Source organism: Spirosoma harenae (assembly GCF_054776975.1).
The window spans coordinates 259,842-281,706 of record NZ_BAAHBD010000013.1 but is presented as its reverse complement, the minus strand read 5'-3'; the positions used below and the strand labels follow the sequence as shown (position 1 = coordinate 281,706).

The window sequence follows — 21,865 nt, the reverse complement described above, 5'->3', positions numbered from 1 at the left end:
AGCTGTGTTGTTTCTTTATATGACCCGTAAAGGCAATAAATAGTTGGAGGATACCTACTAATTTACTCGGATACAAATAGTTATAAGTTGCTTATAGATATGAGGATAATTACTTATATAAGGTTGATAGATTTTGTTGATTATCAATGATTTGTAAGGAATAGTTGCGAGGTTAATTTTCTATTAAAAATGCCACGCTTTTGGGTATGTCGGCGTATGGCTTTTTAAAACCAACAAACCGATTTGCCTAAACAATAATCCAATGAAGAAATTGATTGCAACAGGTTGTGTGATTGCCGCTTTACTGGTAGGATACGCCTGTACGAAAAGCTCTGACCTTTCTCCAGATTCGTCTGACGCATCGGCGCGGGCAGGCGCTACGACCAGTGGTACAGCTACTGGCCCACATTCAGGAACTGATTCTCACCCACATAGCGGAACGGGTGGTCCTGGCGGTCCGAAAGCAGGGCCACCACATAGCGGGACGGCTACACCACCTCAAAATGGAACAGGTACTCCTCCGCATAGTGGAACAGGCGGTCCTGGCGGCCCTCCTCCAGGCCCACCGCACAGTGGCACTGCTACTCCACCGCAAAGTGGTACAGCTCATCCAAAACCTCCCAGACCTCATTAATTGAGGAAGTACTTTAATCAAAAAGCCAGATCCTTTTCAGGATCTGGCTTTTTGATTAAAGTATTTGTCCTTCTAAACGATGTGAAGAATCTCAAGCTTGACTATGAGGGAATTGTGAGGTTCTTCAGTTCGTTCAGAAGAACAAACAAATAAGTTGGTTATTCACTAAATAGTTGATTCCAAACACTTTTCGCCTTTTCCTTGGCTACTTCGATCTGGAGGGCTGCTTCGGCTTTTAGTTCATCTAATTTGGCCTGAGCAGCGTCGAGCTGTACAGCGGCATCGGCTTTAAATTCGTCGAATTTATCTTCGGCTACATCTGATAATTCGTCGGCTTTGGCAGCTGCTGCCGAAAAAACGGTTTCGGCCTGCGCTTGTAAATTGGCCAGATTCTCAGCCGTAGAGGCTTTTGCTGCTTCAAAATGTTCGGTCGCTTTTGCTTTCAGACCTTCTATATCAATGTCTTTTCCAAACTCCTGCGCCTGGGCAACCAGCTTGTCTTTTAGCTCATCGAGCTGGGCTGCGGCTGAGTTCAAGTGCTGATTAGCTTCTATTTTAAAAGCTTCCAGTTTTTCGGCGGCTGTTGCTTTAGCAGCCTGCGCCTGTTCGGTAGCGCTGGACTTTTCGTTAGGATCCATAATAGTGATTACTTGTGGGCGTTGGTAACAATCGAAAGTTGACTAGAATCATCAGGAAAACCAAAAAGAAAAAGGAAGAAGGGTAAAAAGAACTGTTAGGATGGTTGAAATTCTGTTTGCTGATCTACCCCAATCGCCGGACAATCAGATTGTTTACCAAGTCGAACAGACCAGCCGGTTTTAGGGTGCGCCAGTTACCGATGTCGAGTGTACCACCGAAGTTGATGTAATAATCGAGGTGATACTTTTTCCACTCCTGCTCGATAAACTCCGGCGAATGAATAGCCGAAATCCAGCCATCTTCCACATCCTCAAACCATTCCTCATAATAACTATCGTCAGAACCGTGGAAGTTGAGAATGTTCTCGGCAATCAGAATAAAATATTTGATGCCTTGCTGAATGAGTGGATCAATAACCTGCCGCTTTAGGTACATGATGTCGTTATGGAGTGTATCGTTCCACTCACCAAAGAGTTCGATGACAACAAATTGCCGATCGTAATTGGCGAAAAGGATCTTGCAATACAGCGTCTCCGAGCCAATTTCATCCCAGAGCGGATGGATATAATAGCCGTATATCGTGTTTTCGTACTGCTGCATATTATACTCCCGTTCGTAGAACGGCGATTGCTCATCTTCCGAAGCCGTATAATATTTCTCCCAGCCGTAGAAAGGTTCTATGTCCTGCATAATCAATGAGTAAAAGAGTGAATGACCGGGCCGCCGGAGCGATGAAAGAGCGAATGATTAACACAAATTTTCACTCATTCGCTCCGCTTTGGCGGTCCGATTTCACTCTTTAAATATAACGTCAGATTTTAGATGATTGTTGAAGGGGATTATGGGTATGTTTACGCTATGAAATCTGTTAGTAAAAACGTTCTGATTACAGGTGTATCAACCGGCATTGGCTATGGTGCTGCGAAACAGTTTATTGGTCGTGGGTATACCGTTTTTGGCAGCGTCCGTAATCAGGTTGACGCCGAACGGCTACGGGTTGAGTTTGGCCCTCTGTTTGAGCCACTTGTATTCGACGTGACCGATGCTGAAGCTGTAACTAAAACGGCTGAGCAACTGACGCAACGTCTGAAAGGAAGCGGTTTAGGTGGACTGATCAATAATGCCGGTACTGCTATAGGCGGGCCAGTTCAATATCAGCCGATTTCTACATTTCGACAGCATTTTGAGGTAAATGTCATTGGGTTAGTACAGGTTACACAAGCGTTTCTGCCTTTACTGGGTGCTCAGGAGAATCATCCAGTTGAGCCAGGGCGCATTTTGAACATTAGCTCGGTCAACGGGCAATTGGCGATTCCCTTTATGAGTGCTTATGTAGGCTCAAAACACGCGGTAGAGGGTATTTCGCATAGTTTGCGCAGAGAACTTAGGCTTTTCGGAATCAAGGTAGTGATTGTGGGGCCGGGAGCCGTTAAAACACCGATTTGGGGAAAAGGAACCGATATGAGTCCGTACCAACATACGCCGTACTATCCGGCAATTCAGTGGTTTATGAAGCAGGTAGACGAGTCTGAAGCAACAGGCTTTTCTATTGATTATGTTGGTAAGCGGATCGTCGATATTTACGAAACCGCTTCGCCCCGAATCCGATATGCAATTGTACCGAATAAGTTTACTGGCTGGCTAGTTCCTCGATTATCGGATCGACTTGTCGACTGGATTATGGGACGAATCAGTGGATTAACTCAACAGAAATAACGTATGCAAACCTTATTAAAACCCGCCTTTCAAAAAGATGAAGCCTTACTGGCAGATATTGAAGCAGCTACTAGTCAGTTGGATAAGCTTCATATTTGGTGGCTAGGCCAGAGCGGATTTTTATTACAGTACAATGGCAAACATTTACTTTTCGATCCGTATTTATCCGATTCGTTATCAAAGAAATACGCCAATTCCGATAAGCCACACGTTCGCATTTCAGAGTTAGTAATTGATCCGGCGCAATTATCGATGATTGATGTCGTAACCTCCAGTCATAATCACACCGATCATCTGGATTCGGAAACCCTGTTACCTCTGATCACTACTAATTCTCAAATCCAGTTTGTAATGCCCGAAGCGAATCGGGCATTCATTGCGGACCGATTAAAAACTGACCTTACCTGGCCTGTTGGTTTAACCGACGGGCAATCGGCTACGGTCGATGGATTCGTCTTTCATGGTGTTCCGGCGGCTCATAACGAACTGGAGCGCGATGCCGAAGGTCGTTGCAGGTTTATGGGTTATGTTGTGGAAATTGGGCCGTATCGAGTCTATCATTCGGGAGATACGCTCTGGTACGATAGCATGGTCGATATTTTGCGACCGTTTGCCGTCGATGTAGCGTTTCTACCGATCAATGGAAATAAACCGGAACGGCGTGTAGCCGGGAATCTGAATGCCGACGAAGCCGCCAGATTGGGTGTGGAAATTGGGGCTAAACTCGTGATTCCGCACCATTACGATCTGTTTGAATTTAATACGGCCGATCCCGCCGATTTTGTAAAAGCCTGCGAGCAATATGGTACGCCTTATCGGGTCATGCAATTAGGGGAAGGCATAACAATAAGTCGGTAGAAGCGGTATTTAAGCCGCTTTCATTAGTAAGCTACTATGATTATGAAAAACGTCCTGATTGGTTGCCTGCTCATTACGTCGCCGTTGCTGGCTCAAACGGATTCGGCCAGTCTGAAAAAGTTGAATTTTAAACTGCAGGTGGTTGACAATCAAATTGCTATTGGCTACGGCTTGGCGATTGGTGATGTCGATGGTGACAAGAAATTGGATATTCTTTTAGCTGATCAGAAAGAGTTTGTCTGGTATAAAAATCCCGGCGATAAAACGTCTCCCTGGAAACGCTACGTGATGGCGGCCAATCTGACACCGCAGGATAATGTCTGTATTGCCGCCCGCGATTTAGATGGCGATGGACGGGTGGAAGTAGCCGTTGGCGCAGGTTGGAATCCCGCTGAGACAAGTGATAGTACGAAATCCGGAGCGGTTTTTTATCTCATTCGCCCGCAGGACCCAACGCAAAAATGGGAAGCCGTACGATTGCCACACGAAGTGACCACACACCGAATGCGTTGGGCGAAAGTCGGAAAATCTGATTATCAGCTGATTGTTCTGCCTTTGCATGGGTTAGGTAATAAAAATGGCGAAGGAAAAGGAGTACGCGTTTGGGGGTACGCATTCCCTAAAAATCCACGCACGGCCTGGAAGCGGCACCTGATTGATTCAACTATGCACCTCACGCACAATTTTGAGATTTGGGAAGATGGCGAAAATGGATCAGCAACCGGGCTCGTAATTGCCGGCAAAGAAGGCGGACAAATTTTTGAATGGCAAAAAACGAAGTGGCAAACTGTCGACGATGAATCAGTCCGAAATGCATTGCCTATGTTGAGCAAGAATGTTGATGGTATTGGCGAAATCCGACGGATGGACAAAGGCAAACGGATTGCTACGATCCAGCCCATGCATGGCAATCTACTTCAGTTCGAAACGGGTTTTTATTCATTTCAGAAGCCTCGAAAACTTACTGATGATAAAGAAATTACATTAGTTACAGACATATTGAGTCAAGGACATGCGCTGGTCTGTGGTGATTTCTTAGGGGTAGGCAGCGATCAGATTGTGGCGGGTTGGCGCAATCCAAATGCAGATAAGAAAGTAGGGGTTCGGCTCTACAAGCCGCAGGAAAATGATAATATGCAAGGGTATGCGCTGGATGATAGCGTCCGAATGGCTTGTGAAGATATTCAAGCGGCCGATCTGGATGGTGATGGCGATTTAGATATCATTGCATCCGGCCGGGCAACACTTAACGTATTGATCTATTGGAATCAATTAAAGCCATAACAGGCTAATTGAGTAGTACGTAAATCCAGAATCAGACTACGAATGTATAGAGGGTGGCTTAGTGAACTGCCTTACCAATGAAACGCTACTTAATCCCCGCAACAATCCTTTTAGGCGTTTGGATTCTGGTCGATCTGCTGATACCAAGACACGCCGATTTACGCCGTTTTGACCCTGCTGAAGTCGCGCGGTTGGATGCTGATATGTGGCGCTCTTATTACGAACGCAAACCCGCAAAACTATTCTGGCAGTCGGCTGAATTGATTCGGACGCAGGTGCATGCGCCGTTCTGGCGTTCGTTCGTGATTGCCTATCATGCCGCGAAGGCTGCGTTCATTTTCAAAGATGGAAAAGGGAGAGCTGATTACAATAGAGCCTTACCCGATCTGGAAGCGTTTTATGCCGCTATTGCTAAACTTGGCAATCAATCGTTGGATGTACCACAAACAGCTCGAAATGAATTGGAGTGGTGGATTATTCGACGAGAACGCGAAAAGCATCCACCCATGGAATGGGCTAATTTACAGGCGCAAACCGTTGCTGATATGTATCAGATTTCTGTAGGGGATTGTATCGAATATGCCCAATTGCGTACCGATGCAATGTTATTTCGCGACCAGAAAGGAGAAGCAATAACCGAGGCCGATTGGCAAAAAATCCAGACTCTTCTGCATCAATCCTGGCAATCGTTACGGAAAGCCGTGGAAAAAAGGTAGACGAGCCTGGACTATAACTGAGTAGAATTAGGCGTGATTTAGTTGGCCGGCAATCGTGCGTAGCGCCGAAGCTAATCCTTCCAGCCGGGGAGCAATGTCGCCTTCAGAGCCCATTCGTGTGCTAAATTCCACTGTCTGCGTAGCCAGCGTGTTCAGGAGGTCGCTTAACTGCTTCGTATCTGCCTCTTTGCTAGCTACCTGATTTTTAACCTTTTCCAGCGTATCGACGATTTCGGTTGCATTTTCGGCCTGATTTAGCTGCGCAAGCCACTCGTCAATAACTTCCTTTCCGCTTTGAGAGCTTTCCTGGTTCAGATCGCTTTCCAGGACATCCATTGTTGAGTCAAGTAAGGTAGTCGATTCTGCATGTGTAATCATAGCGTTATCTGGCTAGTGAAGTTCCGTAAGGCATTTGCTAATTGCCGAAGTTGTCCGGCTGTCGTTTCATCGACAGAAGGTTCATGTGAGAGAGTGAGCGTATGGCTGGCCATGCTGAGCAGTAAGTGCCGAATTTTCTCACCGTCGTAATTACCTGTTTTCAGGTGGTCACGAAGAGTTTCGACTTCGGCCAGAACTCGTTCGGCTCCTACATCGCCGGGAAGCGCGTTAAGCCATCCCTCAAGTAATAAAATTCCCTGCTCGGGAGTAAGTGTAACATGATGACCCGTTCCGAATGCGCCTAATGTATCCGTCAGCATTCGGTGTTCAAGTGTAGTTCCAATTCCTTCCATGGTGTATGTAGTGAATTACGTTTCGTGTTGTGATTGATTAAATGAGGGCTTTTTATTGGTTATTGGCCGCACTGCGTAAAATCTTTGACAAACTTTCCAGGCCGCCCGTCCAGGTGCCTTCCGAGTTTTCGTCTTCGGCAATCGCTTGTGCTTTATCGGCCAGACTGTTGAGCAAATCCCGTACGTATTGGCTATCTGGCTGATTAGCTTGCAATGCCGTCCGCAACTCGCCAAGCTGACCTTTCAACTGATCCATATTTGGGTCGCCGGTTAACGCTTCCAGCCATCCCTCGATCAACCTAACGCCTTCTGCTGGAGAAATTAGATCATTATCGCTATTACGAAATGTACGGAGGGTGTCATCAAGCATTCCCTCTTCCAACTGATTCGTTCCTAACATATAGTTGTTTGTTTACTCTCGACTATCAACAACTTGTAAACCAGCTAACTGGCGCAGCGTCATCGCCAATTTTTCCAATTCTCTGGAAACTTCTTCCGTCATGTGCGATCCCTGTGCTACCTGTGAAGTGTATTCGGCCAGGCTAAACAGCAATTCCTGAACGCGGTCAGGATCAGGGTGATTGAGTTTTAATTGATCGCGCAGGTCTTTTAATTTCCCTTCGATCTGTTGCGTACGCTCGTTACCTTCGATGACTTTTAGCCAGCCATCGATCAGTTCAACCCGGTCGGGCGACGAGTTCAGCGTCGAATTATGATCGTCTGTAAGGCTACCTGTCAAGTCAAACAGTCGCTGATCCAGTGCATGAGAAGCCATAATTTTGGTGATTTGTTGTTAATGAAATAACCCGCTTTAGCAAGGTTTGTTTAGCTGCTTAATATTGCGATCTTCCTGCGGATAGAGCCGTATAAGCGTCACCCGTTCCGCCGGTATCGGCAGTACTATTCGAGTTCGCTACATTGGAATGAGGTTTTTGAAAATCGTCGAAAGATTCATTTTCTATAACATCGTCATCAGCCTCATCCAGGAAACGATCTTTGGGTGATCCGCCATTACTGCCTGTTGTATCATCCATATCGGCAATGGGCGTATTGGTTATATCGCCCAATTCTGAGAGATCTCTTTCAGGGGCAATTGTTTTATCTTGATTAGCCATACCGTTGAATCCATTAGTTTTGAAAAAAGAACCGACTCTACCAAAGATTGTTCAGGAGAGAGACAAGTTTTACCACCCATTATTGCGATTGATTGCCTATGGATGCCACCCGATTACAGCCCGAAATTCAATACCAGTTTGCTCGCAGCGGGGGAGCGGGTGGTCAGAATGTGAATAAAGTCGCAACGAAAGCCGAACTGCGGTTCGACGTACGCAATTCGGCTTTGTTGACTGATGAAGAGCGAGCGATTCTGGAAGAAAAATTAGCTACCAAACTCACCACTGAGGGTGAATTAGTCTTGACCCATCAGACCGAACGTACCCAATTAGCGAATAAGGAAAAGGTGACGCAGAAGTTTTATAAACTGATTGAAAAAGCGTTCGAAATCCCTAAACCTCGCAAAGCTACAAAGCCTTCAAAAGCATCCATTGAAGAGCGTATTGCTGGAAAAAAACGCAAAAGCGATGTGAAAACTAGCCGGAAACGAGTCGATTATTAGAAATCCTGAAATAGTACAGTCTATGACGTTTGAATGGGACGATGGGAATTTGGCGAAACTGAAACAGGTTCAGGAAAGTGGCCGAATTTTCTACGTCGAGGAAATAGAAAGTGTTTTTGCTGATCCGAACCAGATTGTTACGTTAACTTACAGTGATCCTAAAACAGATGAAGAGCGCTACGAAATTCGTGGTATGAGCAATCAAAATCAAGTACTTACTGTTATCTTCGTAGTGAGACAGCCAGGCGACCGAATCAGGCCGATTAATGTTTGGCGAACGAAGCAAACCAAACTAAAGGAGTATGAAAGCCAAAGGAAATAAATCGGATAAGCCGAAACGTGTAATGGTTGAGGCATCAGAAGAAGAACAGAAATATTTTGAAAGCTATCCAGACACTACACGTCTGACACTGAAAGAAGTGTTGGAGCGGAGTCGAGAGAAGAACAAAGTATTGGTCAAATAGGAATCCGGGAACTGTAACAGGTTCCCGGATTCTTTTACAACAGGTCGAATGTCGAGAAAATCAAATCAGAGCTAATTATGGAATTCAGGCGTTGCTTACTTACGGGTTATCAGCTAGGAGAGCCAGCTAGTATTGAGGAAATGTATATTACATACAGTCATGTAGCCGTTGGAAAAGTTAAAATTGGGATTGGTATAGCCATTAGCTTTCAGAATAAGGATGAATAATACATCCGATATTAGCAGGAATATGTAGAAATGCATTTGAGAAAGGAGAAGAGCCGCCTTTGCTCACGGATCAATATATTTCTGATGATGTAAAGAATGTTCCTTATCCAAAAGAGTTTAGAGAAAAGGCAAGGCATTTGCTGAAGTTTATTTATGATAAAGGTGGTAAAGATTTTATCGAAATGAAGCTTACAGCGGTAATAGATTATCCTCTTTGTTACGCTGATGATATTAATGAATTCATAAGAATTGTTGATTTTTTAGTTGAGAAGAAATACTGGCTAGAATATAAAAAGGTTGCAAATTTTGCTCTGGGAAATAAGGCTTACATAGGTGTTACACTTACTGAATCTGGTATTGATGAAGTTGAGAGAGATTTGCCTAAAGTGCCGATGGTGGGTCTCGTGGAGCAGAGGATTGATACAGGTGATGAAGCATCTGATAACCGGATTAAACACACAATTCGTTTATTTACAACGGAGCCTGTAACTATCGAAAATATGCGTTCTGCTTGTCAGGCATTGGCTTATGAACTTGAGCCGCTTCGAGATGAACTAACTAAATATGGCTATTTTACTTCAAAAGACACAAATGATTTTTTTTAAATTGTAAATCAATTTGACATACGCCATAATAAAGACCATACTAAAAATCTTGAACATCCTGAGCAGCTTGAATGGATTTTCTACACTTTTCTAAACACTATTAATGCCTACGTAAAATTGAAGCGCCGATTAGGGTAAACCCGTCAAGACAATCTCAATTTTTGATCAGTCCGAACGATAGCTCTCTAATGGGAAACAATTGCTAGAATAGGATAGGGCAGCCCACGACGACAATTGCTGCACCTCGAATCTAATAGCTTGAAGCCAGTTCGAGGCCTTTAGTTTACCGTCCGTCTTTTACCAAAACTCATGTTTGATCAGGCTCTTGAATATCTATTTTTGACTTTATTTTAGAAAAATTTAAAATCAACTAAGGGGGTTTTTGCCAGAAGTTGTCTTGCTAGTAAACGACTGACTTTTTTGACGACTCGCTCGATTTGTCACAGGCTATGCACATTCGTCCCCTGACTACTTCTGCTGATCAACAGAATTCGGCAAATCGTACGCCCGAACGGCTGTTTGACGAGGCTATCGAGCAAACGCCCGAAAAATCTGTCGATAACGATTCGGAATTGTTTATTCGGCGGGCCTTTGCTGAAAGTCCGCAAAAGGGATGTGAATTACTGTTTCGTCGCTACCATCAGGCTTTGTGTAGCCATGCTGTACGATTCGTTTATTCCCGCGAAACTGCTGAGGATTTAGTCAGTGAGGTATTCTGCCGATTCTGGAAAACCAAAGCCTACGAAAGCGTAACCTCATCCTATCGGTACTACCTGTTCCGCAGCGTTCGCAACGAAGCCTACAATTACCTCCGACTTGAATTTCAGGAACTCGATGATATTGAAAATGCCGAGACGCGGGAGACAACCGTAAGTCAGCGCCCTGATCAGGTTTTTCAATTCGAGGAAGTATTTCATCGAGTCGAAGATTTGGTTGAATCCTTACCGCCACAATGCCGTAAAGTGTTTCTGCTCAGCCGATTCGAGGGAAAGAAGTATCAGGACATTGCGACGGAATTAGGCATTTCCATTAAAACTGTTGAAGTCCACATCGTCAAAGCATTGAGCATCGTCCGGAAAGGGCTGAAGGATCATTGGCTGCTGGTGGTATTGGCAAGCTTCTTCTGTTAATTACGAACGTCTCATCAAAAGCAAACTACTCTACGCCATGGAAGCTGAAATTAGTAAGGATCTGATATTTAGCCATTTCGCCCGGAAGTCGTCACCCCTTCAGCGTGAGTTGATTGCACAATGGCTACGGGAAAAAGCGAATGAAGAACAGTACTACGTATGGCTGGAAGAATGGGAAAATCGCTATCCGCAATACCGGGCCCAATCGGAAGAGGCAATTCTTCGTTACAGCACATTTATGGTCGAAAATCCACATTCAGAAGAGGAAATCGTGCCTGACGATACAATCGTTCGTCCGCTGGAGAATGGACGGAATTGGCGACAATGGCTGGTAGCGGCTTCGATTTTACTCGTGCTAGGGTTGGGCAGTTTTGTCTTTCGAAATCAAATCCTGTACAAAACCTATCAGACAGCTTTCGGAGAAACCCATTCGTTGCAGTTGAGTGATGGAAGTACGGTTGTCCTAAATGCGAATTCCAACTTACAGGTTCCTCGCTGGAATTTTGGACGTAACACTCGTGAAGTCCTGCTTACAGGTGAAGCGGTATTTTCTGTAACGCATACGCCTGATGCGCAGAAGTTTGTGGTGAAAACGGCCAATCGATTTGATGTGGTTGTATTAGGTACGGAGTTCTCCGTTTTTGCGCGGAAACGTGGGGCCAGAGTGGTGCTGAATAAAGGTAAAGTTCAGCTTCAGTATCAGGAAGGCCAAACGGCTAAACAGGTAATCATGAAGCCGGGCGATCTGGTTACGCTCGATCCGCAGAATCATATGGCCTTAAAAACCCTCAGTCAGCCAAAGCAGCAACTGGCCTGGCAGGAGAAGCGGTTTGTGTTCGACGAAACAACATTGCAGGAGGTGGCTTATCTGCTCGAGGAGAATTACGGTTTGCAGGTGTCTATCAAAGATCGGGCGTTAGCCGAGCGCGTATTGATGGGATCGTTCCGTGCCGACAACGTTGATCAGCTTCTGCAATCCATTTCCGAATTATTGGACATTAACGTGGTTCGGCAGGGAAATCAGGTGCAAATCAAGGATCAATAGCAGACAGAGTATGTATTGTGGCGTAGGTGTATAGGATAGCTATAAGACAAGCGCCTGTTCCTCAGAATCTTTGCGATGAATGCATCCCATCAAATCAATCTGGTAACGTATGAATAACCGTATTTCTCGATAGACTATTTGGTAAATAATTGATAATCAATTTTTTGTCTTTTTCTTGGAAAAGGGTTTTTGCTTAGTCATCTTTGCCCACCAATTAACAATACTACTATGTTTTTGTCTGCTTTAACGGCGCAAGGCCGAAGCTAGTTTGACCCAAAATTGCTTGCCATTACTCAACTACTTCTGCTTCAGGACCACTAACTTATTAACCCCTCATTTTTATGATAAATCCGTTACGAAAAGCCTTGCCTATAGCTTTATTGTCGACGTTGCTGCTGGTTGGGCTTCGGCCAGGCTGGTCGCAGTCGGTTGTGTTCGCTAGTAATGTTCAGCAAAAACAGGTTGCCCCGGCCAATGTAGTTAGCCGACAACTTAAGGATGTGCTGAACGAGCTGAAAACGCAGTATGGCGCTGAGATTATGTTTGAGTTGCGAACGGTAGATGGCATTTCGGTGTCGCCCGAGAAGCTCAAGTTGAATTCGACTCTTGAAAAAAATCTGGAGACGTTACTACGGCCATTGGGCTTACGCTACAAAAAAGTAAACAGTAATTCTTATTTGATTCTGGCTGAGAAAAAGACTAAAAAAGTAGCTTTTCTCGATAGCCAGCTAGCAGAGCCAGCCAGTAATTCAGAGACGAATCCATCGAGCGATACACCGATAAAAACGCCAGCTGCCTTGACCGCGATGGGTATTCGAACGGAGGTGGCGGCAGGCCCGATTACAGGTACTGTCAAAAGCCAGACGGGCGAGACGTTGCCGGGGATCAACGTAGTCGTCAAGAATACCACTAAAGGAACCAGTACCGATGCCGACGGGAAGTACACGATCGATGCACCAGCTAATGCTGTGCTGGTTTTTTCAGGAATCGGCTTTACTACGCAGGAGATTGCGGTAAATAATCGCAGTCGACTGGATGTTACATTGGCAGGGGATAATAAGCAGCTCGATGAAGTCGTGGTTGTTGGTTATGGTACGCAGAAACGCGAAAGTTTGACCAATTCCGTAGCTCAAATTGGGAGCGAAGAAATTTCCCGGCGACCGGTTTCAAACATTCAGCAATCATTGCAGGGGCAATTGCCGGGCGTTACCGTACTTGATCAGGGCGGATCACCCGGCCGTTCGACGACAGCCATCCGGGTTCGCGGGATTACAACCTTCAATATCAATGGAATTAGTAATACAGCCGGAACCAACAATGGCTCAGGTGGTTATGACATGACTAAAAATGATGCGTTGGTGATTGTCGATGGCATTGAGCAACGTTTGCAGGATATTAACCCGGATGATATTGAAACCATTTCTATTCTAAAAGATGCTGCTTCGACGGCTATTTACGGATCGAGGGCGACGAATGGAGTTGTGCTGGTAACGACCAAACGGGCAAAAGGTAGCAAAGTTCAGGTAGATTATAATGGCTACTACGCGATTCAGAAATCCATCAACACCCCACACATGATGGGTATTGAGGACTACATGCGCATGCAGGTGGCGGCCTACACAAATGCCGGTTCAGCATTGCCCGCCCGATTTACGGAGCAATCGATTCAGGCGTATGTAACGGCTACGGATCGCGAAAAATACCCGCTCCCGAACACCTGGTTTCAAACCGTTCTACAAACCGCACCTCAGCAAAACCATACGCTATCCGTAGCGGGTGGTGGGGAAGCGTTGCGTACCCGGCTGAGTTTACGCTATCAGGATCAGGGCGGGATTATCACGAATTATAATAGTAAAATCGGCGAAATACGGCTGAATACGGATTATACGATTTCGCCTAAATTACGTGTCAACGCTGACCTGAATTATCGCTACAATTATTCTCAAACGCCTGCTATTGACCCAATTAATTTCATTTTACACGGTTCGCTGTGGGCCGTTCCGAAATACGCGGATGGTACCTATGGGCTGAGTACGCAGGGAAATAACCCGATTATGTATTCCGAAATCAGTGGGCTAAACAAGCGATTTGCCGATTATCTGGTCGGTTCGGTCAAGGGAGAATGGGACATTGTGGATGGACTGACGTTCTCGACTCAACTGGCTGGTCGGGCTTATTATACCCAGGAGAAGAACTTTGCCAATTCGTATGTGAATACGGACAAGAATACCGGTATCGTTAAAACGGTCGCTAACAATACGCTGAATGAAGTTCGGAATACCTTGCGAGAGTACACCTTGATTAGCTTACTGACGTATACCAAAAATGTTGGCGATCACAATTTCAAGGGACTGTTAGGCTATTCGCAGATCGGGAATACACAAACATTTCTAAACGCTTACCGCGAACGGTTCTACAACAATGACATTCAATCAATTGGACAAGGCGCTAACGATGGTACCAAGAGCAATACGGGGAGCGATGCTGTATATGGCTTACGATCGTATTTCGGACGGGTCAACTACGATTACAACGGGAAGTATCTGGTCGAAGTGAACGGCCGTTACGATGGCTCGTCGAAGTTTACTGGCGAGAAACAGTATAGTTTCTTTCCGTCGTTCTCGGCTGGCTGGCGGCTATCGAAAGAAGCGTTTTGGGAAGGTCTGCAAAAAAACGTTAGTGACCTGAAACTGCGTGGTTCGTGGGGTATAACGGGTAATCAGTCGGTCGATCTGTACAGCTATTATGCATCGCTGAGAGCAAGCGGTTATGACTTCAACGGAGCAGCTGTGCAAGGCTATCGGCAAACGAATCTGGCGAATACGAATCTCGGTTGGGAATCAACGACACAACTGGATTTAGGTCTGGACGCATCGTTCCTGCGGGGACGTGTAAACCTGACCGTTGATTATTACCGAAAACTCACTAGTGATATTCTGCTGAATCTGGATATTCCGGCGACGGTGGGTTTGACGGCTCCACCGCAAAATGCTGGTTCGGTTGAAAACAAAGGTTGGGAATTTAGTCTGAATTATCGGGGTGCGAAAAGCTCGTCAGGATTCCAGTATAATCTGGGCGGTAATTTCAGCATCAACGAGAACAAAGTCGTCGATCTGAAAGGAACGGGACCGTATCTGTTAGGATCGGATATTGACCCCCGATACATCATTGCGGTTGGCTTACCAATCAATGCTCTGTGGGGGTACAAAACGGCAGGACTATTTCAATCGCAGGCCGAAATTGACGCCTACAAAGCTACCTATGCGGCCAACACCAAACCGGGTGACGTGAAATACATCGACGCCAACGGCGACGGAAAAATCGATGCCAATGATATGACCAATATTGGTAACTCGTTCCCCAAATTCACGTTTGGCATCAACTCGAATTTCTCTTTCAAGAATTTTGAGCTGAGCTTGTTGTTTCAGGGAGCGGCCAAAGTAGATACGCGTCTGGCGGGTGCACTGGCCGAAATGGGCAATCAGGAAGGGTTTACCCACTCAATTTATACGAATAACTACTGGACACCCGACAATACGGGAGCACGTTTTCCCCGGCCCCTGAAATTTGATTTGCGGAACGTGGCTACCTCAGACCGCTTGATCATCGATGGGTCGTATATCCGGTTGAAAAACATTCAATTGGCGTATTCATTGCCAATCGCCCTCGCCAACAAAGTACGATTGAATCGGATTCGGGCGTATGTGTCGGCGACTAACCTTTTTACCATTTCAAAATTGAATGAGTGGAATCTGGACCCCGAAGTTGGTTCAGGTCGGGCGGTGTATTATCCGCAAACGTCGCTGTACACGCTTGGCCTTAATCTGAACTTCTAATCTGCCCACTTTTCAGACTGAAATCACATGAAATCAATTCGTCATACAATACAATTAACTCTTCTGACGCTTGGTATTGGCCTTACATTTACTGCCTGCGACAGGGAATTACTGGACACGGTTCCAAACGACCGGCTATCAGAAAGCTTATTCTGGAAAACCGAAAACGACGCTCGGCTAGCAGCCAATTCGCTCTACACGGATCTCGACAGTACCAACATTTTCAGCTGGGATGCGCTGACAGACATCGGGCACGTCAATCAGCCCTTCGACTTACACGCTTATGTTGAACTGGGGCAATACGATGCTACGAGTTCGCGGATTTACGGCGAATGGGCAAAAGCGTATAAAGGGATTCGAGCGTGCAATTACCTGCTGGAAAATATCGATAAAGTGCCATCGACCAATACGGCACTGATCAATCAGTTTAAAGGCGAAGCGCGGGCGCTCCGGGCTTATCAATACCTGAAACTGGCTAGTTTATTTGGCGATGTTCCGCTCGTGACTACGGCTATTTCGTTGGATGAAAGTCGGGCTTTGGTGCGTACGCCAGCGGCACAAATCTGGGATTTTGTGGATAAAGAACTGAGCGACGCTTCGGGTCTGTTGCCTGCAACCTATACGGCTGTCGACAAAGGGCGTTTTACGAAAGGAGCTGCTATTGGCCTTCGGGCGCGGGCCAACTTGCTGGCTGGGCGTTATCAGCAGGCAGCTGATGCGGCTGATCAGGTAATCAAACTTGGTATTTACGGGTTGAATGATTCGTATGAGAAGTTGTTTTCCTACGCGGCTGAAAACAACAAGGAAGTCATTTTAGATCGGCAGTTTATTAAAGACACGTATCCCGTAAACGTGTTTGCCTACATGGGGCCGTATAGCCAGAAAAGCTCCAACAGCAACTTCGTTCCCACAAAGCCGCTGGTCGATATGTACGAAACTACATCAGGTAAGCTCATTACCGACCCGACAAGCGGTTATGATCCAGCCAATCCATATGCCAATCGTGACCCACGACTCAAATTCTCTGTTTTCCTGACTGGCGATGTATTGCCCAGCGGTATTACCTTCCGACCTGAACCGAACAGCGGAACCGCCGATGCCGTTGGGAACACGTACATTGCCTCGACGACGGGTTTCAACCTGAAGAAGTACATCAATACCGACGATTACGCCAATCCGGGAAACAATGGTATTAACATCATTTTGCTCCGTTACGCTGAAATTCTGCTGACCTATGCAGAAGCGAAAATTGAGTTGAATCAGCTTGATGCGAGCGTGATTAATGCCATCAATGCCGTTCGGAATGGACGGGCGGATGTAAAGCAACCAGCCATCAGCAGCAACGCTACCCAGGCTGAATTACGGGCTATTGTTCGTCGGGAGCGGACGGTTGAGTTGGCTTTTGAAGGACAGCACTTGTTCGATATTCGTCGCTGGAAAACTGCCGAAACGGTATTGCCAGGGCCAGTTTATGGAATTACCTATAAAGCCGCCGACGGAAAGCTTACGACAGTACAGGTTGTTGGCATCAATCGGACGTTTGATAAATCGCGTCATTATCTTTGGCCCGTTCCGCAAAAAGAACGAAACCTGACACCAACACTCTCGCAGAATCCGGGCTGGTAAAGTGTTTCCCTTCAAGGTGAATTTATGTCATCCTGACGACAGGAAGGATCTCAAAGTATCCTCTTTTGAGAGTTAGGAAATTGTAAGATCCTTCCTGTCGTCAGGATGACATAAATGAAAAAACGATGGCTAATCGACTAGTTTAAATATTAATAAAACCATTCTCCATGATACATATTCCTCAACGTTCGCTTCGCCTGATGGTTGGCGCCATTACGTTGGTTAGCCTGGGGTTACTCGCCAGTGCCTGGATTAAGAAACCTACTGCCATTCCGCCGAATGTCGTTCTGTTTTTTATGGACGACATGGGCTATGGCGATTTGTCCGTAACCGGTGCGCTTGACTACACAACGCCCAACCTGGATCGGATGGCTGCCGAAGGGTCTCGATTCACAAATTTCCTAGTCGCTCAGGCCGTTTGTAGTGCGTCGCGAGCGGCTTTATTGACAGGCTGCTATCCAAACCGACTGGGTATTTCAGGCGCATTAGGCCCCAATTCACCCGTTGGCTTAAATCCGAATGAAGAGACGTTAGCTGAATTGCTGAAAGAAAAAGGCTATGCAACCGGTATTTTCGGCAAATGGCATTTAGGAGATAAAAAGCAGTTTTTGCCGTTGCAACAGGGTTTTGACGAATACTATGGCGTGCCCTATTCACACGATATGTGGCCACTGCACCCAGCACAGGCTCAGGCAAAATACCCACCCCTGCACTGGATCGAGAATAACGAACCAAAGCAGGAAATCAAGGATCTGGATGATGCCAGCCTGATTACCTCTACGGTTACTGAAAAGGCACTTTCGTTTATTCGGCGATATAAGAATAAACCATTCTTTTTGTACGTACCGCATCCGTTGCCACACGTGCCACTGGCGGCTTCGGCTAAGTATAAAGGCAAAAGTGCACGGGGTATTTTCGGCGACGTAATGACGGAGCTGGATGCTTCTATCGGACAAATAATGGCGGAGTTGAAACAACAGGGTTTGGATAAAAATACGCTGGTCATTTTCATCAGCGACAACGGTCCCTGGCTCAATTATGGCGATCATGCGGGTTCGGCAGGTGGTTTTCGCGAAGGAAAAGGAACGTCGTTTGAAGGAGGACATCGCGTACCTTGTCTGGTTCGCTGGCCGGGTGTCGTTCCGGCTGGTCGGGTTAGCAATAAACTCCTGACGACGATGGATATCCTGCCGACGGTTGCTAAAATCTGCGGAGCGCGATTACCCAAACAACGAATCGATGGTATCGACTGGCTTGCCTTACTGAAAGGTGATAATTCGGTAACTCCGCGCGATCATTTCTATTATTACTACCGAAAAAACAACCTGGAAGCGATTCGGCAGGGCGATTGGAAACTCGTATTCCCACACCCCGGACGCACTTATGAAGGATTTCTGCCCGGTCAAAACGGCAAACCCGGCCCCAGCACCGAAACGCACGAGATTTTGGGCGGTTTATACGACCTTCGACGCGACCCCAGCGAACGCTATGACGTGAAAGAGCAGCATCCAGAAATTGTTGCCAAACTCGAAAAACTGGCCGAAGAAGCCCGAGCCGATCTAGGCGATGATCTACAGAAACGCACCGGAACCAACGTCCGCGAAGTAGGGCGGATAGCGAACTAATAGTCATCTTCCACCAAAAAAGCAGGATCGTAGGTAGCGTTACCTACGATCCTGCTTTTTTGGTATATACCAATCATGGATGTTTTGTTAGGATAAAACAATTCAACTATAACTAAAAGCTGTTTAAACTTTTGTAGTATGATGAACGCATTTTCGGTTTTTTTTGCCTCTTCTGCATGGGTCATAGCTAGCTTTTGGACAATGCCGGTAAAAAAGAGCGTCCAGCTGTTTGATGGAAAAACGTTTCGGGGTTGGGAAGGCGATACGGTAAAAACCTGGCGAATCGAAAACGGCACTATTGTCGCCGGAAAACCGGATGAGATGGTACCGCACAACGATTTCCTGTGTACGACCCGCGAATACGCCAACTTCGTGTTGAAGCTGAAAGTGAGGCTGACAGGTACGAAAGGATTTGTCAATGCAGGTATCCAGTTTCGGAGTAAACGATTGACCAAACCTGCCTTCGAAATGATCGGCTATCAGGCCGATTGGGGACCTAAATATTGGGGTAGTCTGTACGATGAATCGTGTCGGAACGTAACGCTCGTTCAACCCGACTCGATAAAAATGGCGAAATGGCTCAAGCTAAACGATTGGAATAGCTACGAAATACGGGCTGAAAATCGTCGGATTCAATTGTACGTGAATGGTACCCAAACTGTCGATTATACCGAAAAAGATGTGGCCATTCCGCAGTCGGGATTAATCGGACTTCAGATTCACGGAAACGGCGTAACGCAGGTAGCTTATAAAGATATTGAGATCGAAGAACTTCCTTGACTCGTATGAAACAAACGTATTGGATTGCTACGGTTGGCATTTTGTTGTCGATGGTAATGATGACGGCGTATCAACGGACTGATGATAAGCAGGAAGACCCGTTCGAAACGCCCCGAACCGTCAGCCAGAAGCCAACTACGGTGCCGCTATCACCCGAAGCGAGTCTGAAAACGTTTCGATTGCCCAAAGGGTACCACCTCGAACTAGTCGCCAGTGAGCCCATGATTTCGGAGCCCGTAGCGCTGGCCTGGGATGGCAACGCTCGGCTGTATGTAGCGCAGATGGAAACCTATATGCAGACGGTGCTGGCCGATGGACAAGACGAACCCCACAGTCGGATTATGCTGCTGGAAGACACCAACGGCGACGGGAAAATGGACAAAAGCTCGGTCTTCATTGATAAATTGCTGAACCCCCGCGCCATTCTCACGGTCGGAAAGGAACTGCTGGTTAACGAAACCAATTCGTATGATATTTACGCCTATCAGGACACGAACGGCGATGGAAAAGCGGATAAAAAAAGACCGGTTTTTAAAAGCACCCGCAAAGCGTTTGGCAACGTAGAACACCAACGGAGCGGTCTCGATTGGAACCTAGATAACTGGATTTACGAAACCATCGACCCCATTCGCTATCGGTACAAAAATGGCTTGCTAAAAGCTGATACACTGCCCTTTGCGGCTGGTCAGTGGGGACTTACGCATGACGATTATGGACGCGTATTTTTCAGCCGGGCAGCTTCGGGGATTGCGGCATCGGGTTTCCAGATCAATCCGGCTTATGGGCAGCTTGATTTTCCCGATGCGTTTGAAGAAGGTTTCAATCGCGTATGGTCGGCCATAAAAACACCGGATGTGAACGGTGGCGCCAAAACGCTACGGCCTGATAGTACGATGGAATTGTTTACGTCGATCTGTGGGCAATCCGTTTTCCGTGGCGACCGTCTGTCGAAAAGCATTTTTGGTGATTATATCGTAGCCGAACCCGTTGCGCGGGTAATTCGCCGGGCCAACATACAGAGCAAAGACGGGAAAGTGTTGCTGTCGAACGTCTATCATCAGGACGAATTTATTACGTCGACCGATATGAACTTCCGGCCCATCAACACGTATACTGGTCCCGATGGCTGTTTATACATCGTGGATATGTATAGAGGAATTATTCAGGAATCGACCTGGGCGCAGCCGGGCAGCTACCTTTACGACCAGATCAAGAGCAAAGGGCTCGACAAGAACGTAGCGCGCGGACGGATATATCGGTTGGTTTACGACGGTATGAACCCTGGCTCCGCTCCGAGAATGCTTGATGAGCCTACCCCGAAACTCGTTACGCATCTGGCGCATCCAAACGGATGGTGGCGCGATAATGCCCAGAGAGAAATCATCATTCGCAACGACAAATCGGTGGTGACTTCGCTGAAACAGATTGCCTCTGGCAAAAAGGGGCCGCTGGCCGAGTTGCCTTCGACAATCACGCAAATGCATGCCCTGTGGACGCTGGAAGGATTGGACGCTATCGATAAAAACCTGCTACTGGTTACGCTGAACGATGCCGATCCGAACATGCGAAAAACGTCGGTCTGGCTCAGTGAACCATTCGTTCGGGCCAACGATGGGGTAACGCTGGCGCAACTGGACTATTTGAAAAAAGATACCAGCTACGACGTATTGGCGCAGCTTTTACTATCGCTGAACTATAACCAGTCGGCGAAGGCGCAAGCTACCCGACAGGATATTCTAGCCAGACACCCCGACAATGTAGTTCTTTCGGGAATCGAACGGACGATTAAAAAAGCTGAAGAAGCCCGGAAAATCGGTAATAGCAAACTGGCCGCGCTGAACGCCGACGACCGTAAGCGCGTATTGGAAGGCCGACAGATTTTTACGTCGCTGTGTGCCGCTTGCCATGGTGCACAGGGGGAGGGAACGCCCACCAAAATTGCCCCACATCTGGCCGGAAAATTCAAATTGCTCGAAAACCGCGACGAGGTCGTCAAAATCATGCTGCATGGCTTGACTGGTCCGGTCGATGGGGTTACGTATCATGAACTCATGCCCCCAATGGGTACTAATAGCGACGACTGGATTGCGTCAGTATTGACGTTTGTTCGGCTGGAGTTGGGCATGCAGAGCTTTCCGGAAATGTCGTCAGGCTACATGAACAACTTCGTGATCGTAAAACCCGAACAGGTGAAAAAAATACGCGAGCAAACCGCTGGTCGCGAAAAACCCTGGACCTGGGATGAGTTGATTAAGGAACGCGATCTACTACGACAGAGTAAAAAATAATACAAATATCTATGTCTGGAAAACCAAGGCTATAGGGCTGTTTTCG

General features: G+C 46.7%; 23 protein-coding genes. 16 read left to right on the top strand and 7 right to left on the bottom strand.

The genetic code is table 11. From position 1 onward, the window contains the following. The first annotated feature begins 262 nt into the window (after positions 1-262). A complete protein-coding gene (locus tag ACYVE4_RS19635; RefSeq protein ID WP_461041908.1) occupies positions 263-634 on the top strand; it encodes a hypothetical protein in 372 nt (123 codons plus the stop codon). A gap of 158 nt (positions 635-792) precedes the next feature. Here the strand turns inward: ACYVE4_RS19635 and ACYVE4_RS19630 are convergent, their stop codons facing one another. Next, positions 793-1,272, bottom strand: a complete 480-nt coding sequence (locus tag ACYVE4_RS19630) for a hypothetical protein (protein ID WP_461041906.1) — start codon at positions 1,270-1,272, stop codon at positions 793-795. A gap of 124 nt (positions 1,273-1,396) precedes the next feature. Beyond that, positions 1,397-1,963, bottom strand: coding sequence for a hypothetical protein (locus ACYVE4_RS19625; protein WP_461041905.1), 567 nt, complete (start codon positions 1,961-1,963; stop codon positions 1,397-1,399). 168 nt (positions 1,964-2,131) lie between these two features. Here ACYVE4_RS19625 and ACYVE4_RS19620 point away from each other — a divergent pair, with 168 nt between their 5' ends. The 4 genes from ACYVE4_RS19620 to ACYVE4_RS19605 all read left to right on the top strand — a co-directional run bounded on the left by ACYVE4_RS19620 (position 2,132) and on the right by ACYVE4_RS19605 (position 5,847). After that, positions 2,132-2,989: an SDR family NAD(P)-dependent oxidoreductase gene (locus tag ACYVE4_RS19620; protein WP_461041904.1), complete on the top strand. Its 858-nt coding sequence runs from the start codon at positions 2,132-2,134 to the stop codon at positions 2,987-2,989. A 3-nt stretch (positions 2,990-2,992) separates the two neighbouring features. Continuing rightward, positions 2,993-3,847, top strand: coding sequence for an MBL fold metallo-hydrolase (locus ACYVE4_RS19615; protein ID WP_461041903.1), 855 nt, complete (start codon positions 2,993-2,995; stop codon positions 3,845-3,847). 42 nt (positions 3,848-3,889) lie between these two features. Next, positions 3,890-5,131, top strand: coding sequence for an FG-GAP repeat domain-containing protein (locus tag ACYVE4_RS19610; protein ID WP_461041902.1), 1,242 nt, complete (start codon positions 3,890-3,892; stop codon positions 5,129-5,131). 77 nt (positions 5,132-5,208) lie between these two features. Further along, positions 5,209-5,847, top strand: coding sequence for a hypothetical protein (locus tag ACYVE4_RS19605; RefSeq protein WP_461041901.1), 639 nt, complete (start codon positions 5,209-5,211; stop codon positions 5,845-5,847). A gap of 27 nt (positions 5,848-5,874) precedes the next feature. Here ACYVE4_RS19605 and ACYVE4_RS19600 read toward each other — a convergent pair whose 3' ends face one another. Genes ACYVE4_RS19600 through ACYVE4_RS19580 form a run of 5 tightly spaced genes read right to left on the bottom strand, consistent with a single transcriptional unit; the run spans position 5,875 to position 7,693 of the window. Beyond that, positions 5,875-6,225 (bottom strand): hypothetical protein, encoded by a 351-nt coding sequence (locus tag ACYVE4_RS19600; protein WP_461041900.1) that lies wholly within the window; start codon positions 6,223-6,225, stop codon positions 5,875-5,877. After that, positions 6,222-6,578 carry a hypothetical protein gene (locus ACYVE4_RS19595; protein ID WP_461041899.1) on the bottom strand — a complete coding sequence of 119 codons (357 nt, stop codon included), beginning with the start codon at positions 6,576-6,578 and terminating at the stop codon, positions 6,222-6,224. Before ACYVE4_RS19595 ends, ACYVE4_RS19600 begins: the two co-directional genes overlap by 4 nt. A 52-nt stretch (positions 6,579-6,630) precedes the next feature. Then, positions 6,631-6,978 carry a hypothetical protein gene (locus ACYVE4_RS19590; RefSeq protein WP_461041898.1) on the bottom strand — a complete coding sequence of 116 codons (348 nt, stop codon included), beginning with the start codon at positions 6,976-6,978 and terminating at the stop codon, positions 6,631-6,633. Between the two features lie 12 nt (positions 6,979-6,990). Further along, positions 6,991-7,353 carry a hypothetical protein gene (locus tag ACYVE4_RS19585; protein WP_461041896.1) on the bottom strand — a complete coding sequence of 121 codons (363 nt, stop codon included), beginning with the start codon at positions 7,351-7,353 and terminating at the stop codon, positions 6,991-6,993. Positions 7,354-7,411: 58 nt separating this feature from the next. Then, on the bottom strand, positions 7,412-7,693 hold the full coding sequence (locus tag ACYVE4_RS19580; protein ID WP_461041895.1) for a hypothetical protein: 282 nt from the start codon (positions 7,691-7,693) through the stop codon (positions 7,412-7,414). A gap of 98 nt (positions 7,694-7,791) precedes the next feature. On the opposite strand from ACYVE4_RS19580, the gene arfB reads away from it, so the two are divergent. The 11 genes from arfB to ACYVE4_RS19525 all read left to right on the top strand — a co-directional run bounded on the left by arfB (position 7,792) and on the right by ACYVE4_RS19525 (position 21,819). Further along, positions 7,792-8,193 carry an alternative ribosome rescue aminoacyl-tRNA hydrolase ArfB gene (gene arfB / locus ACYVE4_RS19575; RefSeq protein ID WP_461041894.1) on the top strand — a complete coding sequence of 134 codons (402 nt, stop codon included), beginning with the start codon at positions 7,792-7,794 and terminating at the stop codon, positions 8,191-8,193. A 22-nt stretch (positions 8,194-8,215) separates the two neighbouring features. Further along, the gene (locus ACYVE4_RS19570) at positions 8,216-8,515 is read left to right on the top strand and encodes a BrnT family toxin (RefSeq protein ID WP_461041892.1); all 300 of its coding nucleotides are present in this window, start codon (positions 8,216-8,218) and stop codon (positions 8,513-8,515) included. Further along, complete coding sequence (locus ACYVE4_RS19565) at positions 8,496-8,657, top strand: hypothetical protein (protein WP_461041891.1); 162 nt, start codon at positions 8,496-8,498, stop codon at positions 8,655-8,657. Before ACYVE4_RS19570 ends, ACYVE4_RS19565 begins: the two co-directional genes overlap by 20 nt. Before the next feature lie 286 nt (positions 8,658-8,943). Next, the gene (locus ACYVE4_RS19560; protein WP_461041890.1) at positions 8,944-9,489 is read left to right on the top strand and encodes a hypothetical protein; all 546 of its coding nucleotides are present in this window, start codon (positions 8,944-8,946) and stop codon (positions 9,487-9,489) included. Positions 9,490-9,938: 449 nt separating this feature from the next. Further along, positions 9,939-10,619 carry an RNA polymerase sigma-70 factor gene (locus tag ACYVE4_RS19555; protein WP_461041889.1) on the top strand — a complete coding sequence of 227 codons (681 nt, stop codon included), beginning with the start codon at positions 9,939-9,941 and terminating at the stop codon, positions 10,617-10,619. A 37-nt stretch (positions 10,620-10,656) separates the two neighbouring features. After that, the gene (locus tag ACYVE4_RS19550; protein WP_461041888.1) at positions 10,657-11,664 is read left to right on the top strand and encodes a FecR family protein; all 1,008 of its coding nucleotides are present in this window, start codon (positions 10,657-10,659) and stop codon (positions 11,662-11,664) included. 341 nt (positions 11,665-12,005) lie between these two features. Then, positions 12,006-15,500 carry a SusC/RagA family TonB-linked outer membrane protein gene (locus ACYVE4_RS19545; protein WP_461041887.1) on the top strand — a complete coding sequence of 1,165 codons (3,495 nt, stop codon included), beginning with the start codon at positions 12,006-12,008 and terminating at the stop codon, positions 15,498-15,500. A 27-nt stretch (positions 15,501-15,527) separates the two neighbouring features. Beyond that, positions 15,528-17,126: a RagB/SusD family nutrient uptake outer membrane protein gene (locus tag ACYVE4_RS19540; RefSeq protein WP_461041886.1), complete on the top strand. Its 1,599-nt coding sequence runs from the start codon at positions 15,528-15,530 to the stop codon at positions 17,124-17,126. Positions 17,127-17,293: 167 nt separating this feature from the next. Continuing rightward, the gene (locus tag ACYVE4_RS19535; protein WP_461041885.1) at positions 17,294-18,751 is read left to right on the top strand and encodes a sulfatase family protein; all 1,458 of its coding nucleotides are present in this window, start codon (positions 17,294-17,296) and stop codon (positions 18,749-18,751) included. 138 nt (positions 18,752-18,889) lie between these two features. After that, on the top strand, positions 18,890-19,531 hold the full coding sequence (locus ACYVE4_RS19530; protein WP_461041884.1) for a 3-keto-disaccharide hydrolase: 642 nt from the start codon (positions 18,890-18,892) through the stop codon (positions 19,529-19,531). 5 nt (positions 19,532-19,536) lie between these two features. Beyond that, positions 19,537-21,819, top strand: coding sequence for a DUF7133 domain-containing protein (locus ACYVE4_RS19525; protein WP_461041883.1), 2,283 nt, complete (start codon positions 19,537-19,539; stop codon positions 21,817-21,819). Positions 21,820-21,865: the final 46 nt, after the last annotated feature.